The organism is Flavobacterium psychrolimnae (assembly GCF_003312425.1).
Lineage (GTDB): Bacteria > Bacteroidota > Bacteroidia > Flavobacteriales > Flavobacteriaceae > Flavobacterium > Flavobacterium psychrolimnae.
Map to the genome: position 1 here is coordinate 17,219 of NZ_QNUX01000015.1, position 21,473 is coordinate 38,691.

The window sequence follows — 21,473 nt, forward strand, 5'->3', positions numbered from 1 at the left end:
TTAGGGTTTAGTTTTGTGTTGGGAATAATTTTTTTATTACTTTTTGGAAGGGTGTTAAAATAACATCCATATTTATTAATCCAATGTCGTTTGTAGCTCTGTAAGTCAGTAAAACGGCTAATGGTGTTAATATAAATGACGATAACCAAGCTCCCATAAAAGGAGTCATTCCGTTTTCCTGAGCAATCCTTTTTCCAAAAGTATTTATAAAGTGAAAAGTAATAAATATCAATACGGCAAAAACTATCGGAAGTCCTAATCCGCCTTTTCTGATAATTGCTCCCAATGGCGCTCCTATAAAAAACATAAGAAAGCAGGCGAATACAATTACAAATTTATCGTAAAAAGCTAATAAATGCCTGTTTATGTTTTTTTGCTTATTAAACAATTCAGTTCTGGAAGTATCAATAGCATAGGAAGTACTGGTTACATTACTGCTCGCGATTTTTAAAATATCTGATTTTTCTTGGTTCGTATATAAAGACAAAATATCATTTGGAAGTGGTTTTCTTTTATCTGCTTTGGCTGCAACCATTACTTTTTTTGCAGGAAATCCAATTCGGGAATTACTATTTTCTGTAAACGAAATGATATCCGTTTTCATATTTTTCCTTAAAGAATCTAAAGTGTAATTCAGTTCATTAACTGTAAGCATCGTATTGGTATTGGCAACCGATTCGTCATTCACGTCAACTTTATTTAGTTCTGACAAATCAATATTAATGATTTGCTTTTTAAAGGAACTTTTTGCAAAAGGCATTTTACTGCGGTCTTCGTATTTTTTTGGTACAATATCTTCGTAATAATACCCATTATTAAGCACTAATTGTAGAATACTGGATTCTTCACTACTGATTAATTCTCCGTCTTTTGCTTTGATAACAGTTTTGCTTCCGTCACCAATCTTTGATTTTTTATGAATGGTTATTCCAGTAAGCGTATTGCCTTCTGCACCGCTTTTTTTGTTGACTTTAATATTATAGAAACCAACATCATTAAACTGTCCTTCGGCTATTGCCAATGCCGGTTTAACTTGTGCAATGTTTTTTCTGAAATTAATAAACTTGTATTCGGCATATGGAATGACATTGTTCGAAAAGAAAAAAGCAACAATACTCAATAAGATTATAAATACAGTTAAACTTCGCATGGCTCGTTGAAGCGAAATTCCAGAAGATTTCATCGCTGCAAATTCATAATTTTCAGCTAAGTTTCCAAAAGTCATTATCGAAGATAATAGTATTGAAAGTGGTAGAACTAATGGTACAATTCTAGGCATAGAAAAGGCCAGGAATTTAATGATCATTAATAGATCTAAATCTTTCCCGGCCAATTCGGATATGAATAACCAAACGGTTTGAAGTATAAATATAAAAAATAGGATTACAAATACCGTAGTAAATGTAGTCAAAAAGGTTTTTAATAAGTATTTGTCAAGAATTTTCACCTAGTGCATTAATCTAATTTGTTGATGTAGTAATTTGGATATTTACTTCCCGCAAATGTAAATTGATTTTTTGACAAAGGTTGGTTGGTTTTGAAAGAATTAACCGTTAATGTTGTTTTTGTTCCTTTTTTGCCCACTTCTATCAAATTATAGATGTGTTTTGTTTGTACATCAATTCCCAATAACACCTCTTTTCTTTGATCTTTAGCATTCAAAGGAACTAATTTAATATATTGGATTTTTCTGCCTTTTACATTTTGCAAAATATCCATATTGTATTTATAACCGGTATTGAAAAAAGTCAACATTTTAGAAGGCGTAATTGCATTATCGTCCTTTTCGTTAACTGTAGAAATGGTAATTTCTTCATCTTCCGGAACGATAGTGTATGTTTTTTTTCCATCAAAAATTTTAGTGACTCCCATGAAATTCAATACATATTGATTGCCTTTCATCGTTACATTTCCTTTACTGTCCTGATTAATGTTTTCTTTTGCATTATTCAAGGAGTATTTAAAATCAATGGCAATATTATTATAACTTTTAACCTTGGCAGTAACTTGGTCTAAAAGGTCTTTTGCTTTTTTGTCTTGTGCTTGAATCGAAAAAGTAAACAGAAACATTGCAGTTAATAAAAATAGTTTTTTACCAATGCTTTTAGTATTGTTTTTTTTAGAATCTTGAATTTTTGATTTCATCGTATTATTTGTTTTGTTCATTGTTGAAAAATTGATCAAGAGAACTCATATCTAGAATGTTTACGCTTCGTGCTTTACTTCCTTCAAAAGGACCTACAATTCCGGCAGCTTCGAGTTGATCGATTAATCGACCTGCTCTGTTGTAGCCTAATTTAAGTTTTCTTTGTAACAAGGAAGCTGATCCTTGTTGTGCATTTACAATTATCTCGGCGGCTTCTCTAAACAAAGTATCTCTGTCGGAAATATCCATATCAAGATTAATGCCACTTTCCTCCCCAACGAACTCAGGAAGTAAATAAGCAGTCGCATACGCTTTTTGTGAACCAATAAAATCAGTAATTTTTTCTACTTCTGGCGTATCTATAAATGCACATTGTACTCGCACGACATCATTTCCATTAGTGTAAAGCATATCACCACGACCTATTAATTGATCCGCACCTTGTGTGTCCAAAATAGTTCTGGAATCAATTTTTGAGGTCACTCTAAAAGCTATCCTCGCAGGGAAATTGGCTTTTATCAAACCTGTAATTACATTTACTGACGGTCTTTGTGTCGCTATAATTAAGTGGATTCCAATTGCTCGCGCCAGTTGCGCCAATCGTGCAATAGGAACTTCAACTTCTTTTCCAGCGGTCATAATTAAATCGGCAAACTCATCGACAACAAGAACGATATAGGGTAAAAATCGGTGGCCGTTTTCAGGATTTAGTTTTCGAGCCTTAAATTTATCGTTGTATTCTTTGATGTTACGCACCATTGCGTCTTTCAATAACGAATAGCGGTTGTCCATTTCCACACAAAGCGAATTCAACGTATTCACCACTTTTGCATTATCCGTAATAATAGCATCATCCATATCTGGAAGTTTCGCTAAATAATGTCTTTCAATTTTATTAAAAAGTGTAAGCTCCACTTTCTTTGGGTCAACCAAAACAAACTTAACTTCCGCTGGATGTTTTTTGTACAAAAGCGAAGTCAGTACGGCATTCAAACCAACAGATTTTCCTTGTCCGGTAGCACCCGCCATCAATAAGTGAGGCATTTTGGCTAAATCCACGACAAATGTTTCGTTTGAAATTGTTTTTCCAAGTGCGATTGGTAATTCCATTTCGGCTTCTTGAAATTTGGCAGAGCCAATAACACTTTTCATTGAAACCATCGTTGGATTCTTATTCGGAACCTCGATTCCTATCGTTCCTTTTCCAGGAATAGGGGCAATAATACGAATTCCTAATGCTGATAGTGATAATGCAATATCATCTTCTAAACTCTTGATTTTTGAAATACGAATTCCAGCTTCCGGAACAATTTCGTATAATGTTACCGATGGTCCAACGGTCGCTTTTATTTGTGCAATTTCTATTTTATAATTGCGAAGCGTATCTACTATTCGGTTTTTATTTTCTTCTAATTCTTCTTGGTTGATGGTAATTCCGCCAGTTGAATATTCTTTCAATAAATCAATAGTAGGGAATTTATAATTCGATAAATCCAAAGTTGGATCAAATAATCCAAAATCAGCCACCAATCTTGAAGCTAAATTTTCTTCGATAATATCTTCTTCCGGAGCAGTTTCTATAACAAAAGATTCGTCAACATTCGCTATAACATCTGGAATAGCTATTGGCGTAATTTGCATTGCAAGCGGTTTTGCAATTGGATCTCTACTAATATCAGAAGAATTACTGATGGTAGGTTTCAGTGCTTCTTTATTAATTTCGAATTGCGAACCATTCGTTTTTAAATGGATGTCATCAATCTCTTCTTCTACAACTGCAAATTCTTCTAGGTTATAACCACTTTTGCCATTGTTAAGCGGATTAGTGATTGAAACTGCTTTTATTTCTTTTTTGGTAGTGTCAAAAAAGGACTGAATACTTTCAGGAGAAAGTTTGATTTTAAAAATGACGTAGATTATTAATCCGAAGAACAAAATCAACAAAGTTCCGGGTTTTCCAATATAATCTTGCAGAAATAAATTTAATTCATATCCAATTGTTCCGCCTAATTCTGGTGCTGAAGTAGCAAAGAACCCAAACAAAACAGATAAAATAATGATTACGAATAAATCCCAAAACCATATATTTTTTAATTTCCTCGCCGGAATTCCGAGTACTAAATAAATCCCTGAAAGGAAAAACAAACGTACAAATATAAACGCGGCAATTCCGAAACCTTTATAAACTAGTAAATCTGCTAAAAAGGCACCAAATTTTCCAAGCCAGTTCTGAACGGTTTCTGAACGATTTGTCAATTCCTGAACAGCACTTTGGTCTTGTTGTCCGTAAATGAAAAAGGACACAAAGGCAAACAATAAAGCAACAGAAAATAAAACCAATAGGGAACCAAAAACAATTTTGTGCTGTTTGGTTAGCTGTAATGGAGTTTTATCTACTGATTTAGTATCGTTTTTTTTATTTAAAGGAGCTGTTTTTGTTGTTTTTGCCATTCTTAATTTGAAATAATACCTAAAGAAATAAAGGTACATATATGATTAAACCAATTGCTACTGCTGTCAAAGCAGCAAAAAATACCGCTCCCGCAGCAATATCTTTGATGAATCCAATTCTTTCATGGTAATTTGGATGAATAAAATCGGCTATTTTCTCAACAGCAGTATTTAGACCTTCGATGCTCATGACTAAACCGATAGCTAAAGTCTGAAAAAGCCATTCTGTTTTAGAGATACCAAAATAAAATCCAGCAATGCTCATCAAAATCCCAATGGAAAATTGAACCATAACACTGTGTTCCGTCGAGATTAATTTCAAAGCGCCCTTAAATGCATAAGAGACGCTTTTTAATCTTCCGGTAAAGAAAGTATTGTCTTTTTGAAACTCCATCAAGTTTGGATTATAGTACTGCTAATGCAGCTTCGTAGTTTGGTTCATCTGCAATTTCAGCAACTTGTTCCGTGTGAGTGATTATTCCGTTTTCGTCAACAACAATAATAACTCTTGAATGCAATCCGGCCAATGGTCCGTCAGTAATTTCTAAACCATTTGCTTTACCAAAACTTCCTTCTGGAAAATCAGATAAAATAACAACATTTTCAAGTCCTTCCGCTCCACAAAAACGTTTTTGTGCAAAAGGTAAATCTCTTGAAACGCATAAAACCGTTGTGTTTTCTAAAGTACTGGCACTTTCGTTAAATTTACGAACTGATGCTGCACATGTTCCGGTGTCAACACTTGGGAAAATATTTAAAACTAATTTTTTTCCAGCAAAATCACTTAGTGAAGCTATAGAAAGGTCAGTTTTAACTAATTTGAAATCAGCTATTTTCGTACCTATTTTTGGTAATTCTCCTGAAGTGTGAATCGGATTTCCTCCTAATGTTATTGAAGCCATAATGTTTGTTTTTTTGTGAGGTTCAAAAGTATGAAAATTATTTAAGAATAAGTCCTCATATGTCGCGATAAGTTTAGCGTTTTGGTTCAATTTTTAAACTGCATGGCTACAATATCTTTTGAATTTTAAATAAAAAAAACACACTCGTTGCGGAGTGCGTTTTTGAAATAAAGAATTAAAAATTCTTTTATTTGTCAATAGAACCCAAAACACGTTTCATAAAACTGTTTAAAGCTTCTTTTTTGTCAGTTCCGGTTTTTACTAATTTGTTGACTTCTAAAGCGCCATACATATTAGAAATTAATTCCCCAATCACATCTAATTCTTCATCTTTCAATGATGAAATTTCAGTCATTGCTTCCAGAACTTCGATTGTTTCTATGATGTAATCTTCATCATTTTCTTCTATAAACTGCGTTAAATGCTTAATTACGGGTAATTTCATTTTATTTTTTAAGTTTAAAGTTTAAGGTTTTAAAAGTTTAAGGTTTGAACTGCTGTTACATTAAACTTATTGATAAAGTCAGGTAACTTTAAACTTTAAACTAAGAAATCATTAAACTATTTCGTTCACTAATTCAATTAAAACTTCTTGTTTATTGGTTTGTGTTTCGTTTACCAGTTTTCCATTTACAAAAGTGGCAAAAGTTGGTAAATTGCTAACATTTGCTAATTTTCTCGATTCTGGAAAATTCTCAGCATCAACAAGAGCAAAAGTGATTGTTTCGTTTTCTGAAGCTAATTTTTTGAATTTTGGCTTCATAATTCGGCAATTTCCGCACCATGATGCCGAAAATTGAACGACTACTTTTTCGTCTTTTGCAATTAAATCCTGCAACGTATCTTCAGTTAATTCGATTAACATAAGTTTGTTTTTTAAGGTTGAAAGAGGCAAAGGTTCAAGGGGACCAAGTTTTTAGAACTTCGTGAATTTACACAACAAAAAACCTTTGTTGCTCAGGACCTCTGAACCTTTGTATCTTTATTTTAATTAGTTTAAAGTCAAGTATTCAGCAGTACTGATTCTATCAGCGCTCATCGCTTCTTTTCCAGCTTCCCAGTTTGCAGGACAAACTTCTCCTTTTTCCTGAATGTGCGTGTAAGCATCAACCATACGTAAATACTCATTTACGTTACGACCAAGTGGCATATCGTTAACACTTTCGTGGAAAATTTTTCCAGTTTCATCAATTAAGTAAGTCGCTCTAAAAGTTACATTAGAACCTTCAACAATTACAGAATCAGTTTCTTCAGAATATTCCGTTGAATCAATATCAAGAATTCCTAAGATATTAGATAAATTTCTGTTAGTATCAGCAAGAATTGGGTAAGTAACACCTTCAATTCCACCGTTATTTTTTGGTGTATTTAACCAAGCAAAGTGTACTTCGTTAGTATCACAAGAAGCACCAATAACAATTGTATTTCTTTTTTCGAATTCCGGTAAAGCAGCTTGAAAAGCATGCAATTCAGTTGGACAAACGAATGTAAAATCTTTTGGGTACCAAAACAAAAGTACTTTTTTGTTGTTATTTACAGCTTCATCGAAAATGTTGATTTTCAAATTATCACCCATTTCAGAGATAGCGTCTACTGCAATACTTGGAAATTTTTTACCTACTAATGACATTTTATTTACTTTTTTAGTTATTTTTTTGATGGTGCAAAAGTAGTTAGTCTAAAAGTTAAATAAAATACCAAATGATTATAAAAATTTATTTCAAAATAGGGAATTACTATACTCTACTTTTTGAAAGATTTAATTTACTAATTATAACATGTTAACCTGCACAGGAAGAGTTCCTTTGCAGTTTGTGTTTTCCAGGAGTTGCTCTGCAGCGGCTTCTTGGAATTCAATAAAATCTTGGTAGACCATTATAATCCCTGAAGCTTTTTTCAGATTTGGGATCACTTGAAGTGCGTACGGATTCCCAAAAACATATAAAATACACTTTTTAGTAGTCAATAAGTTGCCTAAAAATTGAAGTACAGAATCTTCAATATCAAAATTGTTTAAAGGTTTTGCCTTTGGAACAAATAAAGAAATAACTAACGTGTCAAATCTATTTAAATTTTCCTCTAATTCATTCAGAACAGATGCGCCTCCAGTTTCGTAACTAAATTCTGGAGAAGGCAAAGCATGTGTCAAGCTTTTAAAAAATACATTATCAATATTTTTGTAAAGGCTAATTTTGGCGAAATCTTCTCTGTTTTTTGCATCAAAAACAGTCACAGTATTATGATTGTCTTTTATTTTTGTGATGCAGTTTTGAGCAATTTTTAGGTTTAATTTTGAAGTGGTTTCAAAATCAAAATTACTTTTGGAGAGGTTTGGCAAACTTAGTTTTCCATCCAAAATTCCTGCTTTTTGTTTGCATTTCCAGATGCGTTGAAAACTAGCTTCAATTCGCTCCGGAGTTGCATTTTTTAAGATTTCCTGGATTCCTTCAGGAACATTTTCGGCAAAGCATAACACATCATTTCCAGCATTAAAAGCTTCCCATTCCAATTGCCCTTTTTGATCGTATAATTTAGAAACGCTGTGCATGTTCAACGCATCCGAAATTACTAAACCATCGTATCCTAATTGCTTTCGCAAAAGTGTTTCAATCACGGATTTTGATAATGTTGCCGAAGTATCTTTTCCGTCATTCAAAGCAGGAACAGCCAAATGACCAATCATAATCGAATCCACATTATGTTCGATTCCTTTTATAAAAGGAACTAATTCATTTGCTAATAATTCTTCCAATGTTTCTTTTAAAACCGGTAATCCTAAATGTGAATCGACATTGGTATTTCCGTGTCCGGGAAAATGTTTAAGACATCCCAAAACCCCAACGTCATTCATTCCTCTTAGATATTCCAAAGCAAAATCAGCTACTTTATCTTTGTTTTGCCCAAAAGAACGGTATCCAATTACAGGATTGTTCGGATTGTTGTTAATATCCGCTAACGGCGCTAAATTATAATGAATCCCAACAGATTTTAAGTCTAAACCTATTTGTTTCCCCACTTCGTAAACCAAATGTTTTTCACTTTCAGGTAAAGCACCAAGCGTAATTGCATATGGATATTGAGGTGTTTTTTCGACGCGCATGGCTAATCCCCATTCGGCATCAATGCTCATTAATAAAGGAGTAGTTGCGCAATTTTGATAACGTACAATCAGTTCTTTTAAACGCTGAAAACTATCGTCATTCAGAACTATTTTTTTCTTCGTTTCATAGTTCGTTGCCGCACTGGCTCGGCTGTGAAAAAAAGTCAATCCGCCTATGTTGTGTTCTTTGATTAATCGTTCGGTAGCCTGAATATTTTCTTTAGTATCATTGATAAAAACGGCTGGAAAGAAAAATTGTCCTATTTTTTGTTCTAATGTCATTTTGAAATGGATATGGTAATAATTTTCAACATGTAAGTCATGTAAGACAAACTATACAGAATAAATAATAAAGAAGAGTAGTTGCAAAAAAGTTGTTTTACAAGAGACTTAATTACTTAAATAAACTTATGTGTTAAAAAAAAAGCTAATTTATTTATTCTTGTTATGATTTCTTGCCGAAATCGGCTGGAAAAATCAAAAAGCGCGACAAAATTAGTCCCGGAATCGTTGCTAGAAATACCCAAATAAAGAAATTTCCATAGCCAAGATATTCTTGGATATAACCACTTATCATTCCCGGAAGCATCATTCCTAAAGCCATAAATCCAGTTGCAATCGAGTAATGAGACGTTTTTGATTCGCCATCAGCGACATAAATCAAGTACATCATGAAAGCGGCAAAACCAAATCCGTAGCCAAATTGCTCTGCGATAACGGTTGCATAAACATACAAAACGGAACCAGGATGAAAATGTGAAAGTAAAATGAACCCAATTATAGGTAAGTGCATGGCCAAAATCATTGGCAACATCCATTTTCCTAATCCGTCTCGTGAAATTACGATTCCGCCTAAAATTCCACCAACAGTAAGTGCAATCACGCCAAAAGTTCCATAAATAACTCCAACATCCTGAGTGGTTAAACCCATTCCTCCTGCTGTTACAGGATCAATTAAAAAAGGAGTCAGCATTTTTAACAATTGCGATTCCCCTAATCTGAATAATAGAATGAAAGCCAGAACTAAACCAATTTGTTTCTTTTGAAAAAAAGTAGCGAAAACAGCAGCAAAACTTTTATTTGCAACCGATTCCGTTGTTGTTTCTACGATTTTTGCTTCCATTTTTGGAGTCGAAAAATAATTGTAAATTGTAATTACGGTCATGATTAATCCTACAACTATCATTGTATAGGACCATGCTTTTTGCTTATCGCCAAATTCTTGTTCTAAATAACCAGCAATAAATACCATTAATCCATTTCCGGTAAGCATCGAAAGTCTATAAAAAGTACTTCTGATTCCAAGAAAAAAAGATTGTTGGTCTTTTTCTAAAGCCAACATGTAAAATCCATCGCTGGCTACATCATTTGAGGCCGATGCAAATGCAGCAACCCAAAAAACGGCTAAACTGATAACGAAAAAATTACTCAAAGGAATCGTTAAACCCACAATCAAAAAAGCAAGAGAAATAAGCAATTGCATGCTCAAAAACCATTTTCTTTTAGTCGAATAGAGATCAATAAACGGACTCCACAACGGTTTAATCACCCAAGGCAAATAGAGTAAGCTGGTATAAATTCCAATGTCTTCATTATTGATTCCGAGGTTTTTGTACATAATCACCGAAACCGAAATAATGATGGCGTAAGGCAAGCCGGAAGCAAAGTTTAAAACGGGAATCCAATACCAAGGTCTATTGTCTGTTTTCATGAAAGGCAAATTATAATCGATTAAATTTTATAGCGTAAAGTTTACTAAAGTTGGGTCACTTTCATTACCATAAAAATCAATGAATGTAATCGCGCACGTGGTGTTTTTGTCTAATTTATAAGTTGGAATCACTACTTCAACCGTATCATTATCGTCTTTGAATGCTATTTTATCAATAATTTGACTCGGATCGTTGATGTCAATTTTTGAATTCAATTTTGCTCCATAAACCATAACATAACGCACTTTGCTGTACATAGGATAGGTCACATTAAATCGTGATGCAATTGGATCTATCAAAATGTTATTTGCAGTTGGTACTATAGCCATTTTTTTTACGGAACCGGGCACTACAGTTGGAAGAGCAGGATATTTGTATTGGTTTTCTGTTAGTAATTTAGTCACAGTTTGATTTCTGTTCAAAAATGATTTGGCACTAAAAAAAGCATTTCCCTGAATGTTTTTGTAGGATCTGGTAATATCTATTTGATTTGGAATTTCTTGTGGATTATTCCATCTTTTATCAGAATCCGCATTAATTTTATAGGTTCCGTTTCCAATGTAAATTGCGGTATTTGTTGAGTTTTCAGACCACCAACGCAATAGTTTTGAATAAGAAGCTTTAGGGTGATCCATACTCCAATACAATTGAGGAACTAAATAATCAATCCATTTGTTCTCCATCCACGCTAAAGGATCAGCGAATAAATCATCGTAATTTGTTTGTCCTGCTTCAGTTTCAGAACCTCTGGGATCTACTGATTTATTTCTCCATACTCCAAATGGGCTAATACCGAATTGCACCCATGGTTTAATACTTTTTATAGATAAAGAAACACATCGCACAAAATTATTTACATTCGAGCGTCTCCAATCTTCAATACTTAGTCCATCTCCGTATTTTATGTACGAAGCAGTATCATTAAATAGCTCTCCTTTTATTCTGTATGGATAAAAATAATCGTCAAAATGTATCGCATCGATATCGTATTTTTCCACAACTTCCTCTACAATAGCCAATAAATGGTTCTGAACTTCTGGTAATGCCGGATTGTAATAATATTTTCCACCGTATTTAATCATCCAATCTGGATGCTTGAAAAAATCATGATTTGGACTCAAAAGCGAAGTATTATAATCCATCGTAGCTCTGTATGGATTCATCCAAGCATGAAACTCAAAACCTCTGGCATGCGTTTCAGCAATCATCCAAGCTAATGTGTCAAAATAAGGTTTTGGAGCCTGACCTTCTTTTCCGGTCAAAAAACGGGACCATGGTGCTAATTCTGTTGGATAAAAAGCATCCCCAACGCTTCTGATTTGCACAATTACAGCATTATAATTTAGTTTTTTATAAGCGTCTAAAATTTCTATATAATCCGCTTTTTGTTTGGCAACATTATCAGTACTCATTTTCGGCCAGTCAATATTTACCACGGTAGCAATCCAAACGGCTCTAAATTCATTTTTTGGATTTGTAGCCAATACCTGTGCATTACCATTCCAAAAAGAAAGTAACAGGAAAGTAATAAGCAAAAGAGTGTGCTTGAAATTTTTCATCAGAGTAATGTTTATAAAGTATTCAAAAATAGTTTTTTTAGTGAAATTTACCAGTTAAAATGGTTTTAAAATTTGACTTATTTTAACAGCTCAATTTCTTTGCCAATTTTTTCAAAATGAAATTAAAGAATACTTTGTCTTTAATAATAAAAGGATTTGAATATTTCTTATCAGTTTTTAAAGTATAAACCGCTATATATTTATATTTGTGAAAATAATAGCAATTTACGCCACCACATGTCAATTACGCCTCAATTACAAGAATTATCTCAGTCATTAGAAGGAACACTTTTACATGATGATCTTCATAAAACACTGTATGCCACAGATGCTTCTGCTTATCGGATTATGCCAATTGCTGTAGCGATTCCAAAAACTGAGAAAGATATAGTCAAAATTATTCGCTTTGCAGCAAAAAATAAAATTTCAATTACGCCCAGAACTGCCGGAACTTCACTGGCAGGTCAAACAGTAGGTAATGGAATAATTGTGGATGTTTCGAAACATTTTACCAAGATTGTCTCTTTTGATAATGATAAAAAAACAATTACCGTGCAGCCGGGAGTAATTCGGGACGAACTGAATTTATATTTAAAAGAACACGGATTGTTTTTTGGACCCAATACTTCAACCTCAAATCGATGTATGATTGGTGGAATGGTAGGTAATAATTCATCAGGAACCACGTCAATTCGATACGGAGTTACCCGAGATAAAATAGTGGAAATTAAAGCGATTTTGAGTGACGGAAGTTCGGCAGTGTTTAAGGAAATAACTTCTGCTGAATTCATTGAAAAAACAAAAGGAAACACGCTCGAAAATTCTATTTACAAAACGATTTATGAGGAGCTTTCGAATACAGAAAATCAAAAAGAGATTATAAAAGAATTTCCGAAACCTGAAATTCATAGACGAAATACCGGATATGCGATTGATTTATTATTGAAATCGGAACTTTTTGGAGGAACAGAAAATACTATAAATTTAGGGAAACTCCTTTGCGGAAGCGAGGGAACATTGGCTTTTACTACAGAAATCACATTGAAAGTTGATGATTTACCACCAACGAATAATGTTATGGTAGTAGCTCATTTTCATACCATTCAGGAAAGTTTAGAAGCTGTGGTTACGGCGATGAAACATCATTTGTTTACGTGTGAAATGATGGATGACACGATATTGGATTGTACCAAAACCAACCGCGAACAAGCCAAAAACAGATTTTTTATTCAAGGCGAACCAAAAGCGGTTATCATGCTCGAAGTGGCGTCGCATCACAGTATGGAAGATGCCGAATCGCAAGCAAATGCTTTAATCGCTGATTTGGAAAGAAATAATTTCGGGTATGCTTTGCCAAAAATTTACGGAGCTGATATTGATAAAATAAATGAGTTGCGAAAAGCAGGTCTCGGGCTTTTAGGAAGTATTGTAGGCGATAATAAAGCGGCAGATTCTATTGAAGATACCGCAGTTGAGTTGAGTGATTTACCCAATTATATTGCCGAATTCTCCGCCATGATGGAGCGCCACGGTCAGAGTGCTATTTATTATGCACATGCCGGTGCCGGAGAGTTGCATTTGCGACCAGTTTTAAATTTAAAAACAAAAGAAGGGCTGCATCAATTTAGAAACATTGCAACCGAAGTCGCAATTTTAGTCAAAAAATACAGAGGTTCGCTGAGCGGAGAACATGGAGACGGAATTGTGCGTGGGGAGTTTTTGCCATTCATGATTGGAGACCAGAATTATGAATTGTTGAAACGAATCAAACATGCTTTTGACCCTAACACTATCTTAAACGTGGGTAAAATCGTAAATGCTTTCAAAATGGATGAAAACCTTCGGGTGGAAGCGGGCAGAGTGGAACCGGAAATACAAACTATTCAGGATTTCTCGGATAGTATGGGGATTTTGCGTGCCGCAGAGAAATGCAATGGTTCTGGTGATTGCAGAAAATTACCTTCTGCTGGCGGGACTTTGTGTCCAAGTTATCGCGCTACCCTAAATGAAAAAGATACGACTCGCGCCAGAGCAAATGCGTTGAGAGAATATCTTACGCATTCAGAAAAAGATAATAAATTCGATCACGAAGAATTATATAAAGTATTTGAATTGTGTGTGAGTTGTAAAGCTTGCGCCAGCGAATGTCCCAGTAATGTGGATGTAGCGGCTTTAAAATCGGAGTTTTTGTACCAATACCAAAAAGCAAATGGATTTTCATGGCGCAATAAAGTGTTTGCTTTTAATGCAAAACTTAACGGGCTGGGAAGTATCACTCCAAAGTTTACGAATTTTATGGTGAATTTGCCTTTGGTGAAAAAAAGTATGGGAATTGCATCCAAAAGAGAAGTACCGCTTTTGGCTCCAAAGACATTTCGAAAATGGTATGAGAAAAACTGGAATCAGGCGCCAAGTGATTCTTTTGTCAACGGAAAAGTATGTCTGTTTTGTGACGAGTTCACTAATTTTTATGATGTTTCAGTTGGAATTGATGCGTATGAATTATTAACAGCGTTAGGATACGAAGTAATTCTGGTGGACCATGAAGAAAGCGGAAGAGCTTTTATTTCGAAAGGTTTTCTCGAAGAAGCAAAAGCAATTGCGAATATAAATGTTGAAATTTTTTCCAATTACGTTACTGCAGATTTTCCTTTGATAGGAATCGAACCTTCGGCGATATTGACCTTTAGGGACGAATACATTCGGCTGGCTGACGATAAAGAAGGTGCCGAAAAATTAGCCAAAAATGTATTTACGATTGAAGAGTTTTTCAAAAATGAGATTTCAAAAGGTAAAATTCATGCAGAACAATTTTCTGAAGAGGAAAAAACAATAAAAATTCACGGACATTGCCATCAAAAGTCATTGAGCACGATGGAAGCGACTTTTGCAATGTTGAATGTACCAAAAAATAGTTCGGTTACCATTTATAATTCAGGTTGTTGTGGTATGGCAGGTTCTTTCGGATATGAAAAAGAACATTATGAAATCAGCATGCAAATGGGTGAAGATACATTGTTTCCAAAAATTAGAACAACTGATCCAACAACAACTATTGCTGCAGCAGGAACCAGTTGTCGCCACCAGATTTTTGATGGAACGAGCAGAAAAGCATTGCATCCGGTGACAATTTTAAGGAATTGTTTGAAATAGAACCTATTTCTTTACAAATAGAAAAATTGGTATTTAATTTAGTTTGCCAAAAACAACCGAACACTTTTTTAAAAATAAAAATAATAAAATTCTTTTATATTATTATATCCGAACAAAATTTATATTATTGCAAATTGCAAGTAAAAAGGCGTACAAATAGATTAATTTTTAATTATAAAATTTAGATATGGCATTTTCAAGTTTATTTAGAAGAAAATCAACAACAACAATACTACAGCAAGGTGGTGATGGAGATCACACTGAACTTCACAAGGTTTTGACAGTTAGGGATCTTACTTTTTTTGGGATTGCCGCAATCATTGGTGGCGGAACTTTTAGTGCGATAGGAAATGCGTGTTTTTCTGGAGGCCCAGGAGTAGTAATACTTTATATCATTTGTGCTATCGCCTGTGGATTTACCGCTATGTGCTATGCTGAATTTGCCTCACGTGTCCCAATTTCTGGAAGTGCATATACCTATGCTTATGTCTCTTTTGGGGAATTATTTGCATGGATTATCGGATGGGCTTTGATAATGGAATATTCTATCGGGAACATTTATATTGCTTTTTCTTGGAGTGGCTATTTTACGAATTTGTTGGAAACTTTTCAAATTCATTTGCCTGAGTGGCTCACGATAAATTATCAATCGGCACATTCTGCCTTTTTAGAAAATAAAGCAGGAGAAGGATTTAATGCTTGGCAAACTGCTCCGATGGTGGGGAACTTGAAAATAATTTTTGATATGCCTGCGGTTGTGATCAATTTACTAATCACTTATTTAGTTTACAGAGGTACAAAAGAGTCCAGAAATATAAGCAACTTCATGGTAATGATTAAGTTGGTGATTATAGTTTTAGTCATTGTAGTTGGTGCGTTTTATGTAGATATTGATAATTGGACTCCGTTTATGCCTAATGGTTTCAAAGGAGTTATGGGTGGTGTTTCGGCAGTTTTCTTTGCTTATATTGGATTTGATGCCGTTTCAACATTGGCAGAAGAAAGTAAAAATCCACAACGTGATTTACCTCGCGGTATGATTTATTCCCTACTGGTTTGTACCGTTGTCTATATTATTTTAGCATTGGTAATTACAGGGATGGTTTCCTATACATTACTCGGCGTTAGCGATCCTCTAGCTGAAATATTTGCTTTGAAAGGCGTAAAATGGATGTTATTTATTGTTTCCATTGCGGCTGTGGTGGCTATGACTAGTGTAATGTTAGTTTTTCAAATGGGACAACCGAGAATTTGGATGACAATGAGTCGTGATGGACTGATGCCAAAGAAATTTTCTGAGATTCATCCAAAATATAAAACACCTGGATTTGCAACTATCGTAACTGGTTTAGTGGTTGGAATTCCAATTTTTTTCACCGATGAAAACTTTGTATTAGACTTTACCAGTATTGGGACTTTATTTGCTTTCGTATTGGTTTGTGGAGGGGTTTTAATGTTATCTCCTCAAAGCGAAGCTGAAATTGCAGAGCGTAAGATCAATGGAAAATTCAAAATCCCGTATATAAATTCTAAGTTTATTTTTCCTCTATTGGTTGTGGTTTCAGCATTGTTAATTCAGTATTTATTTCCGACTTTCTTTGCTGATACTTTCGATTTCTCAGCAGATAACATGACAACAAATAGCACGATGATCATTTTCTTTATATTGTGTATTGTGATGGCGGTTCTATCATTCCTAAAAAACCTTTCTTTGATTCCGTTATTGGGATTAATCTCTTGTTGTTATTTGCTGACCGGAATGGCAGTTTCTAACTGGAAATGGTTCGGTGTTTGGTTGCTAATCGGATTAGTGTTTTACTTTATTTACGGATACAAAAACAGTAAATTGAATACCAATAAATAAATAAGAATAAAAGATATAAAATGAGCCGTTTCTATTTCAGAAACGGTTTTTTTGTACTAAATAATGAAGTGCTGAGAAAGATATTAAACAAAGGATTGAGTGAAATCAACTTTAGATGATTTTATAGAGTGAAATTTTCATAAAAAAAAGAATTCAAAACTAAACCTAATATTAAAAAAATTCTCGAAATAAAGAAAAGGCTCAAAACATCCGATTAGTTAGAGTGAAATTTGTCAAAAAAAAGCATTTAAGAGGCAATAACTAAGAATAATACTAAAATTAATAAAATATTATGCTCCTATTATATTTTTTTATATATTTATTTTATTAATCATGCCTTTCCCAAACCTACTAAAACAATACATGAAGTCTGAAAAAAAACAAACTACATTCATCAGATGGTTCTTAGAAAGGCCAAAGACAACAGGCTTCATAACATTTTTATTCTTAAGTTATGTAGCTGCCTTTATAGTCTCACAGCAGTACAAACTAATAAAAGAAGATGAACAACGGGAAATGAATAACATCTTGAATGTTGTTCATCAGAATATAGAACAAGCCCTTAAAAACTGTTACACGACCACTTTAACACTGGCACTAACTATCAACGATAAAGGCATTCCTGAAAATTTTGACTATGTAAGTGAAAAACTAATGGAATCAAATTCCAATATTAGTGCTGTCCAATTGGTTCCAGGTGGGGTAATTAAATATATTTATCCATTAAATGGTAATGAACCGGCTTTAAATTTAAATATTTTAACTGCTCCGAATCTAAGAAAAGAAGCTTTAAAGTCAATCGCTGACAAAAAGATGTATTTCGCAGGACCACTAGAATTAAAGCAAGGTGGAGTGGGAATTGTAGGAAGATTTCCTGTTTTTCAAAACAATAAATTTTGGGGATTTTCTGCTGTAATCATCAAATTAGAAACTTTTTTAAAAGCTTCAGGGATCAATAATGTAGATGATTCAAAGTACTATTTAAAGTTTTCAAAATTTGATATTGAAAAACAAAAAGAGATTTTCTATATTTCTAATAAAACTGATTTCTCTAAAAATTACAGTATTAACAGAACAATACCCGATGGCAACTGGAAGTTATATTTAATATCAAAAAACAAAAATTATCTGTATTCTCAAATTGTAATTCCTGGAATTATAGGAATTATTCTTGCGGCACTTTTTGGTGTTTTGATATTTACACTTTTAAAAATACCCGAAGAGTTACAATCTTTAGTAAATACTCAAGCCACTAAATTATTGAATTCTGAAATAAAATTCCAAGCCATATTTGATCAGGCAGCAGTTGGAATTGCACACATAAACTCGTTTACAGGTAATTTTATTGAAATCAATAATCAATATTGTCAATTACTAGGATACTCTCAACAAGAAATGAAAGAGAGGAATTTTCAATCCGTGACGCACCCAGAGGATTTAGAGGAGGATTTAATGAACTTAGAAAAACTTAGGGATGGAAAAATCAATGAGTATTCTATGGAGAAACGGTATTATACAAAATCAGGCGGTATTGTTTGGGTAAATCTTACCGTATCACCGCTATTTAAAAAAGACAAAAAAGTAACTACTCATATTTCAATTGTTGAAGATATTTCAGCAAAAAAAGAAAGTGAAAAATTAATCAAAAAAAGTGAAATTAGATTCAAAAGCTTATTTGAGGACTCTCCTATTCCTTTATGGGAAGAAGATTTCTCAGAAGTAAAAAATTATTTGCAAGACTTAAAACTTATCGGTGAAAGTCTTGAAACTGTTGCTCTATATTTCAAAATGCATCCTGATGTTGTTGAAAAATGCATCTCCTTGGTAAAAATTATTGATGTTAATACGATGTGCTTGGACCTTCATAAAGTCAAAACAAAAAATGAATTAATTTTAGGTCTTGCGCAAATAATTGATAAAAATTCTATTCCTGATTTCACAAAACAACTAATTGCCATAACGCAAGGTGAAAAAAAATTGATTGTAGACACCAAAATAAAAAATAAAGAAGGCGAATTCCGAGATGTGAATTTAAGGTGGAATGTAATTCGTGGTTACGAAAAATCATTAGAACGAATCATCATTTCCACTGAAGATATTACAGAACGTAAATACTCAGAAAAAATAATTTTCAATTCGCAACAAAGAATCGAATCGCTTATAAATACTATTGACGGAATTGTTTGGGAATGTGACGCAGCTACTTTTAATTTTAATTTTATAAGTCAAAAAGTAGAAAATATTTTGGGATACACTCCTGAAGAATGGCTTGGAAACCCAACATTTTGGCGTGATCATATCTATTCCGAAGATAGCACATGGGTTCAGAATTATTGCAAAATAAAAACAAATGATGTTTTAGATCATGATTTTGAATACCGAATGGTTGCAAAAAACGGTTCGATTGTTTGGCTAAGAGATATTGTAAATATTGTAATTGAAAACGGCAAAGCAAAAAGTTTACGAGGTATAATGATTGATATCACTAAAACAAAAGAAGCTGAAAAGGAATTGCATAACTCTTTCAACCTGGTTACCGAACAAAACAAAAGACTGTTAAATTTCTCCTACATCGTTTCTCATAATTTAAGATCACACACCAGTAACATTGCCTCTATTGTAGCTTTGATAGAATCCTCGGAAACGGAAGAAGAAAGAGAACAAATGATGGAATTATTGAAAACTGTTTCCTGTTCGCTAAACGAAACCATGCTTCATTTAAACGAAGTTATCAACATTAGAACAAATATTGGTTTAGTATCGGAACCTTTAAATTTAGAGGATTACATTACTACGGTAAGAAACGTACTTTCGGAACAAATCACAACCAATGAAGTAACTATTTTAACAGAAATACCTGATGAAGCAATGATTAATTACAATCCTGCTTATCTGGAAAGCATCCTTTATAATATCATTTCAAATTCTATCAGATACAGACATCCGTCACGCAAACCAATTATAAAAATTAAATTACTTGTAGAAAACGATATGAAAGTTCTACAAATTTCGGATAACGGCATAGGAATTGACCTTGTCAGAAATGCGGATAAAATTTTTGGTATGTATAAAACATTTACAAACAATTCCGACTCAAAAGGAATTGGATTATTTATTACCAAAAATCAAATTGATGCAATGGGAGGAAATATTACTGTAGAAAGTGAACCCAATATTGGCACTACATTTAAAATCTATATTCAATGACAAAAAAAGCAATCTGGATAGTAGACGATGATGCAATTTACCAAATCATCGTTAATAAAATAATTCAAAGATCCGAAATGTTTTCAGCGATTTCCTCTTTCAAAAATGGAAAAGACGCTATTGATGACTTGCATAATGCTTTAGAAAATAACCAACACCTTCCGGATATAATTTTATTGGATATCAATATGCCAATAATGGACGGCTGGGAATTCATGGAAGAAATGGGAATGATCAAACCTAAGTTTCCAAAAGAAATAGTCGTTTATATTGTCAGTTCCTCCATTGCGATAGAAGATAAAAACAAATCAAAATCGTACGAAAATATTTTAGGCTATTTATCTAAACCAGTTACAGTAAACGATTTGGTATTAATTGCTTCTAATGATTAAAAGTTTAAGCTGAATTTTGAATCGCAAAGAGACAGAAATTAGAAATCTCAGATGAATTCTTTTTTTATTTCCTCCAAAGTTTTATTGGTGAAAATTAGTTCATGGATGATTTTTTTCCTCAAATTATCTATTTCATCATATTCAAAATACTTGGCCCAAGAAGTAAGACTGAATAGATTCCGAATTTGTTTGATGCGTTTAGTGGTTTCAAAGCTCGTTCTTAGTATTGCCTTTTTATCGTAGTTTGGATTATTCTTGTGTTGGTAATTGACCGTTCTATTTTGGAAATTTGCTTCTAAATAATATAGTTCTTCAACAGCATTATCAGGATAAAAATTTTCCCACGAGGCAAAACCCAGTTTAATTTTAGAAATAGTTTCAGGTTCTAAAGGTTCTAAACGCCATTTACTATTTGCCAAGCGGCCCCAATGATTTGACAAGCGATACATACCAGTTTTAGTGTAGTAATATTTACTTCCAGATTTACTGTCGTACTGGATTTTCAATCCATTTATAGACTCAATAGCCACTTCATTAAAAACACAGAACGTATTCTTGAACGAATTGGGGTTTGGTCGAAAATTTTTTTCCATGCTACAAAGGTAATGAGAAAGCCCAATTCGTAGCAAGACAAACAATATTTGATTAACTTTGCCAACTGGAATTATTAAAATAAACGGATTATGACTAAAGCTTCTGAAGAAAGAATGTTACAAAAAGGTGTTTTCACCGGAATTATGGAAAAAGATGAAAATAACAACTTTTTTTGTGGTGTATATCTTTTAGACTATAAAATGGCTCAAAAACACGCAGTTGGAGATTGGATTACTATTAAATCAATCATAGAAAATCCAAGCGATATCAGCTATAACAAATATCCAAAAAAATCGAAAAACTTCGATAAAGCGAATAATAAGCCACAACAATAGCTGTTTTTAACTTCTAAAATATTCAAATAAGAACACTATAAAGTACTTTTTTATGAAA

Annotated in this window: 17 protein-coding genes; 5 read left to right on the forward strand and 12 right to left on the reverse strand. The window is 33.4% G+C overall.

All coding sequences use genetic code 11. The annotated features are described in order from the left end of the window. Positions 1-7: 7 nt before the first annotated feature. From DR980_RS14085 to DR980_RS14135, 11 genes are all read right to left on the reverse strand, one after another. Positions 8-1,447, reverse strand: a complete 1,440-nt coding sequence (locus tag DR980_RS14085; protein ID WP_113637297.1) for an LptF/LptG family permease — start codon at positions 1,445-1,447, stop codon at positions 8-10. An 8-nt stretch (positions 1,448-1,455) separates the two neighbouring features. Further along, positions 1,456-2,166: a LolA family protein gene (locus DR980_RS14090; protein ID WP_113637300.1), complete on the reverse strand. Its 711-nt coding sequence runs from the start codon at positions 2,164-2,166 to the stop codon at positions 1,456-1,458. Then, positions 2,150-4,597, reverse strand: a complete 2,448-nt coding sequence (locus DR980_RS14095) for a DNA translocase FtsK (protein ID WP_113637468.1) — start codon at positions 4,595-4,597, stop codon at positions 2,150-2,152. The genes DR980_RS14090 and DR980_RS14095 overlap by 17 nt, the downstream gene beginning before the upstream one ends. A gap of 19 nt (positions 4,598-4,616) precedes the next feature. After that, positions 4,617-4,991, reverse strand: a complete 375-nt coding sequence (locus DR980_RS14100) for a diacylglycerol kinase family protein (protein WP_113637302.1) — start codon at positions 4,989-4,991, stop codon at positions 4,617-4,619. Between the two features lie 10 nt (positions 4,992-5,001). Then, positions 5,002-5,499 (reverse strand): thiol peroxidase, encoded by a 498-nt coding sequence (gene tpx, locus DR980_RS14105; RefSeq protein WP_113637304.1) that lies wholly within the window; start codon positions 5,497-5,499, stop codon positions 5,002-5,004. 187 nt (positions 5,500-5,686) lie between these two features. Next, a complete protein-coding gene (locus DR980_RS14110; RefSeq protein ID WP_113637306.1) occupies positions 5,687-5,944 on the reverse strand; it encodes a DUF6952 family protein in 258 nt (85 codons plus the stop codon). Positions 5,945-6,055: 111 nt separating this feature from the next. Beyond that, entirely contained in the window at positions 6,056-6,364 is a 309-nt protein-coding gene (locus DR980_RS14115; protein WP_091172170.1) for a thioredoxin family protein, read from the reverse strand. A gap of 126 nt (positions 6,365-6,490) precedes the next feature. Next, positions 6,491-7,129, reverse strand: a complete 639-nt coding sequence (locus DR980_RS14120) for a peroxiredoxin (protein WP_113637308.1) — start codon at positions 7,127-7,129, stop codon at positions 6,491-6,493. 141 nt (positions 7,130-7,270) lie between these two features. Continuing rightward, positions 7,271-8,881 carry a glycoside hydrolase family 3 protein gene (locus DR980_RS14125; protein ID WP_113637310.1) on the reverse strand — a complete coding sequence of 537 codons (1,611 nt, stop codon included), beginning with the start codon at positions 8,879-8,881 and terminating at the stop codon, positions 7,271-7,273. A 163-nt stretch (positions 8,882-9,044) separates the two neighbouring features. Beyond that, positions 9,045-10,310 (reverse strand): AmpG family muropeptide MFS transporter, encoded by a 1,266-nt coding sequence (locus DR980_RS14130; RefSeq protein ID WP_113637312.1) that lies wholly within the window; start codon positions 10,308-10,310, stop codon positions 9,045-9,047. Between the two features lie 27 nt (positions 10,311-10,337). Then, positions 10,338-11,870 carry a glycoside hydrolase family 10 protein gene (locus DR980_RS14135; RefSeq protein WP_113637314.1) on the reverse strand — a complete coding sequence of 511 codons (1,533 nt, stop codon included), beginning with the start codon at positions 11,868-11,870 and terminating at the stop codon, positions 10,338-10,340. 237 nt (positions 11,871-12,107) lie between these two features. Here DR980_RS14135 and DR980_RS14140 point away from each other — a divergent pair, with 237 nt between their 5' ends. The 4 genes from DR980_RS14140 (at position 12,108) to DR980_RS14160 (ending at position 20,486) form a co-directional block, all read left to right on the forward strand. Then, on the forward strand, positions 12,108-15,023 hold the full coding sequence (locus DR980_RS14140; RefSeq protein WP_113637316.1) for an FAD-binding and (Fe-S)-binding domain-containing protein: 2,916 nt from the start codon (positions 12,108-12,110) through the stop codon (positions 15,021-15,023). A gap of 187 nt (positions 15,024-15,210) precedes the next feature. Continuing rightward, complete coding sequence (locus DR980_RS14150) at positions 15,211-16,887, forward strand: amino acid permease (protein WP_113637322.1); 1,677 nt, start codon at positions 15,211-15,213, stop codon at positions 16,885-16,887. A gap of 363 nt (positions 16,888-17,250) precedes the next feature. Continuing rightward, positions 17,251-20,094: a PAS domain S-box protein gene (locus DR980_RS14155; RefSeq protein ID WP_167400572.1), complete on the forward strand. Its 2,844-nt coding sequence runs from the start codon at positions 17,251-17,253 to the stop codon at positions 20,092-20,094. Further along, positions 20,091-20,486 carry a response regulator gene (locus DR980_RS14160; RefSeq protein ID WP_113637327.1) on the forward strand — a complete coding sequence of 132 codons (396 nt, stop codon included), beginning with the start codon at positions 20,091-20,093 and terminating at the stop codon, positions 20,484-20,486. Before DR980_RS14155 ends, DR980_RS14160 begins: the two co-directional genes overlap by 4 nt. A 47-nt stretch (positions 20,487-20,533) precedes the next feature. On the opposite strand, the gene DR980_RS14165 is transcribed toward DR980_RS14160, so the two are convergent. Beyond that, on the reverse strand, positions 20,534-21,079 hold the full coding sequence (locus DR980_RS14165) for a hypothetical protein (RefSeq protein WP_113637329.1): 546 nt from the start codon (positions 21,077-21,079) through the stop codon (positions 20,534-20,536). A 90-nt stretch (positions 21,080-21,169) separates the two neighbouring features. Here DR980_RS14165 and DR980_RS14170 point away from each other — a divergent pair, with 90 nt between their 5' ends. Beyond that, entirely contained in the window at positions 21,170-21,415 is a 246-nt protein-coding gene (locus tag DR980_RS14170; protein ID WP_113637332.1) for a hypothetical protein, read from the forward strand. Positions 21,416-21,473 lie beyond the last annotated feature (58 nt).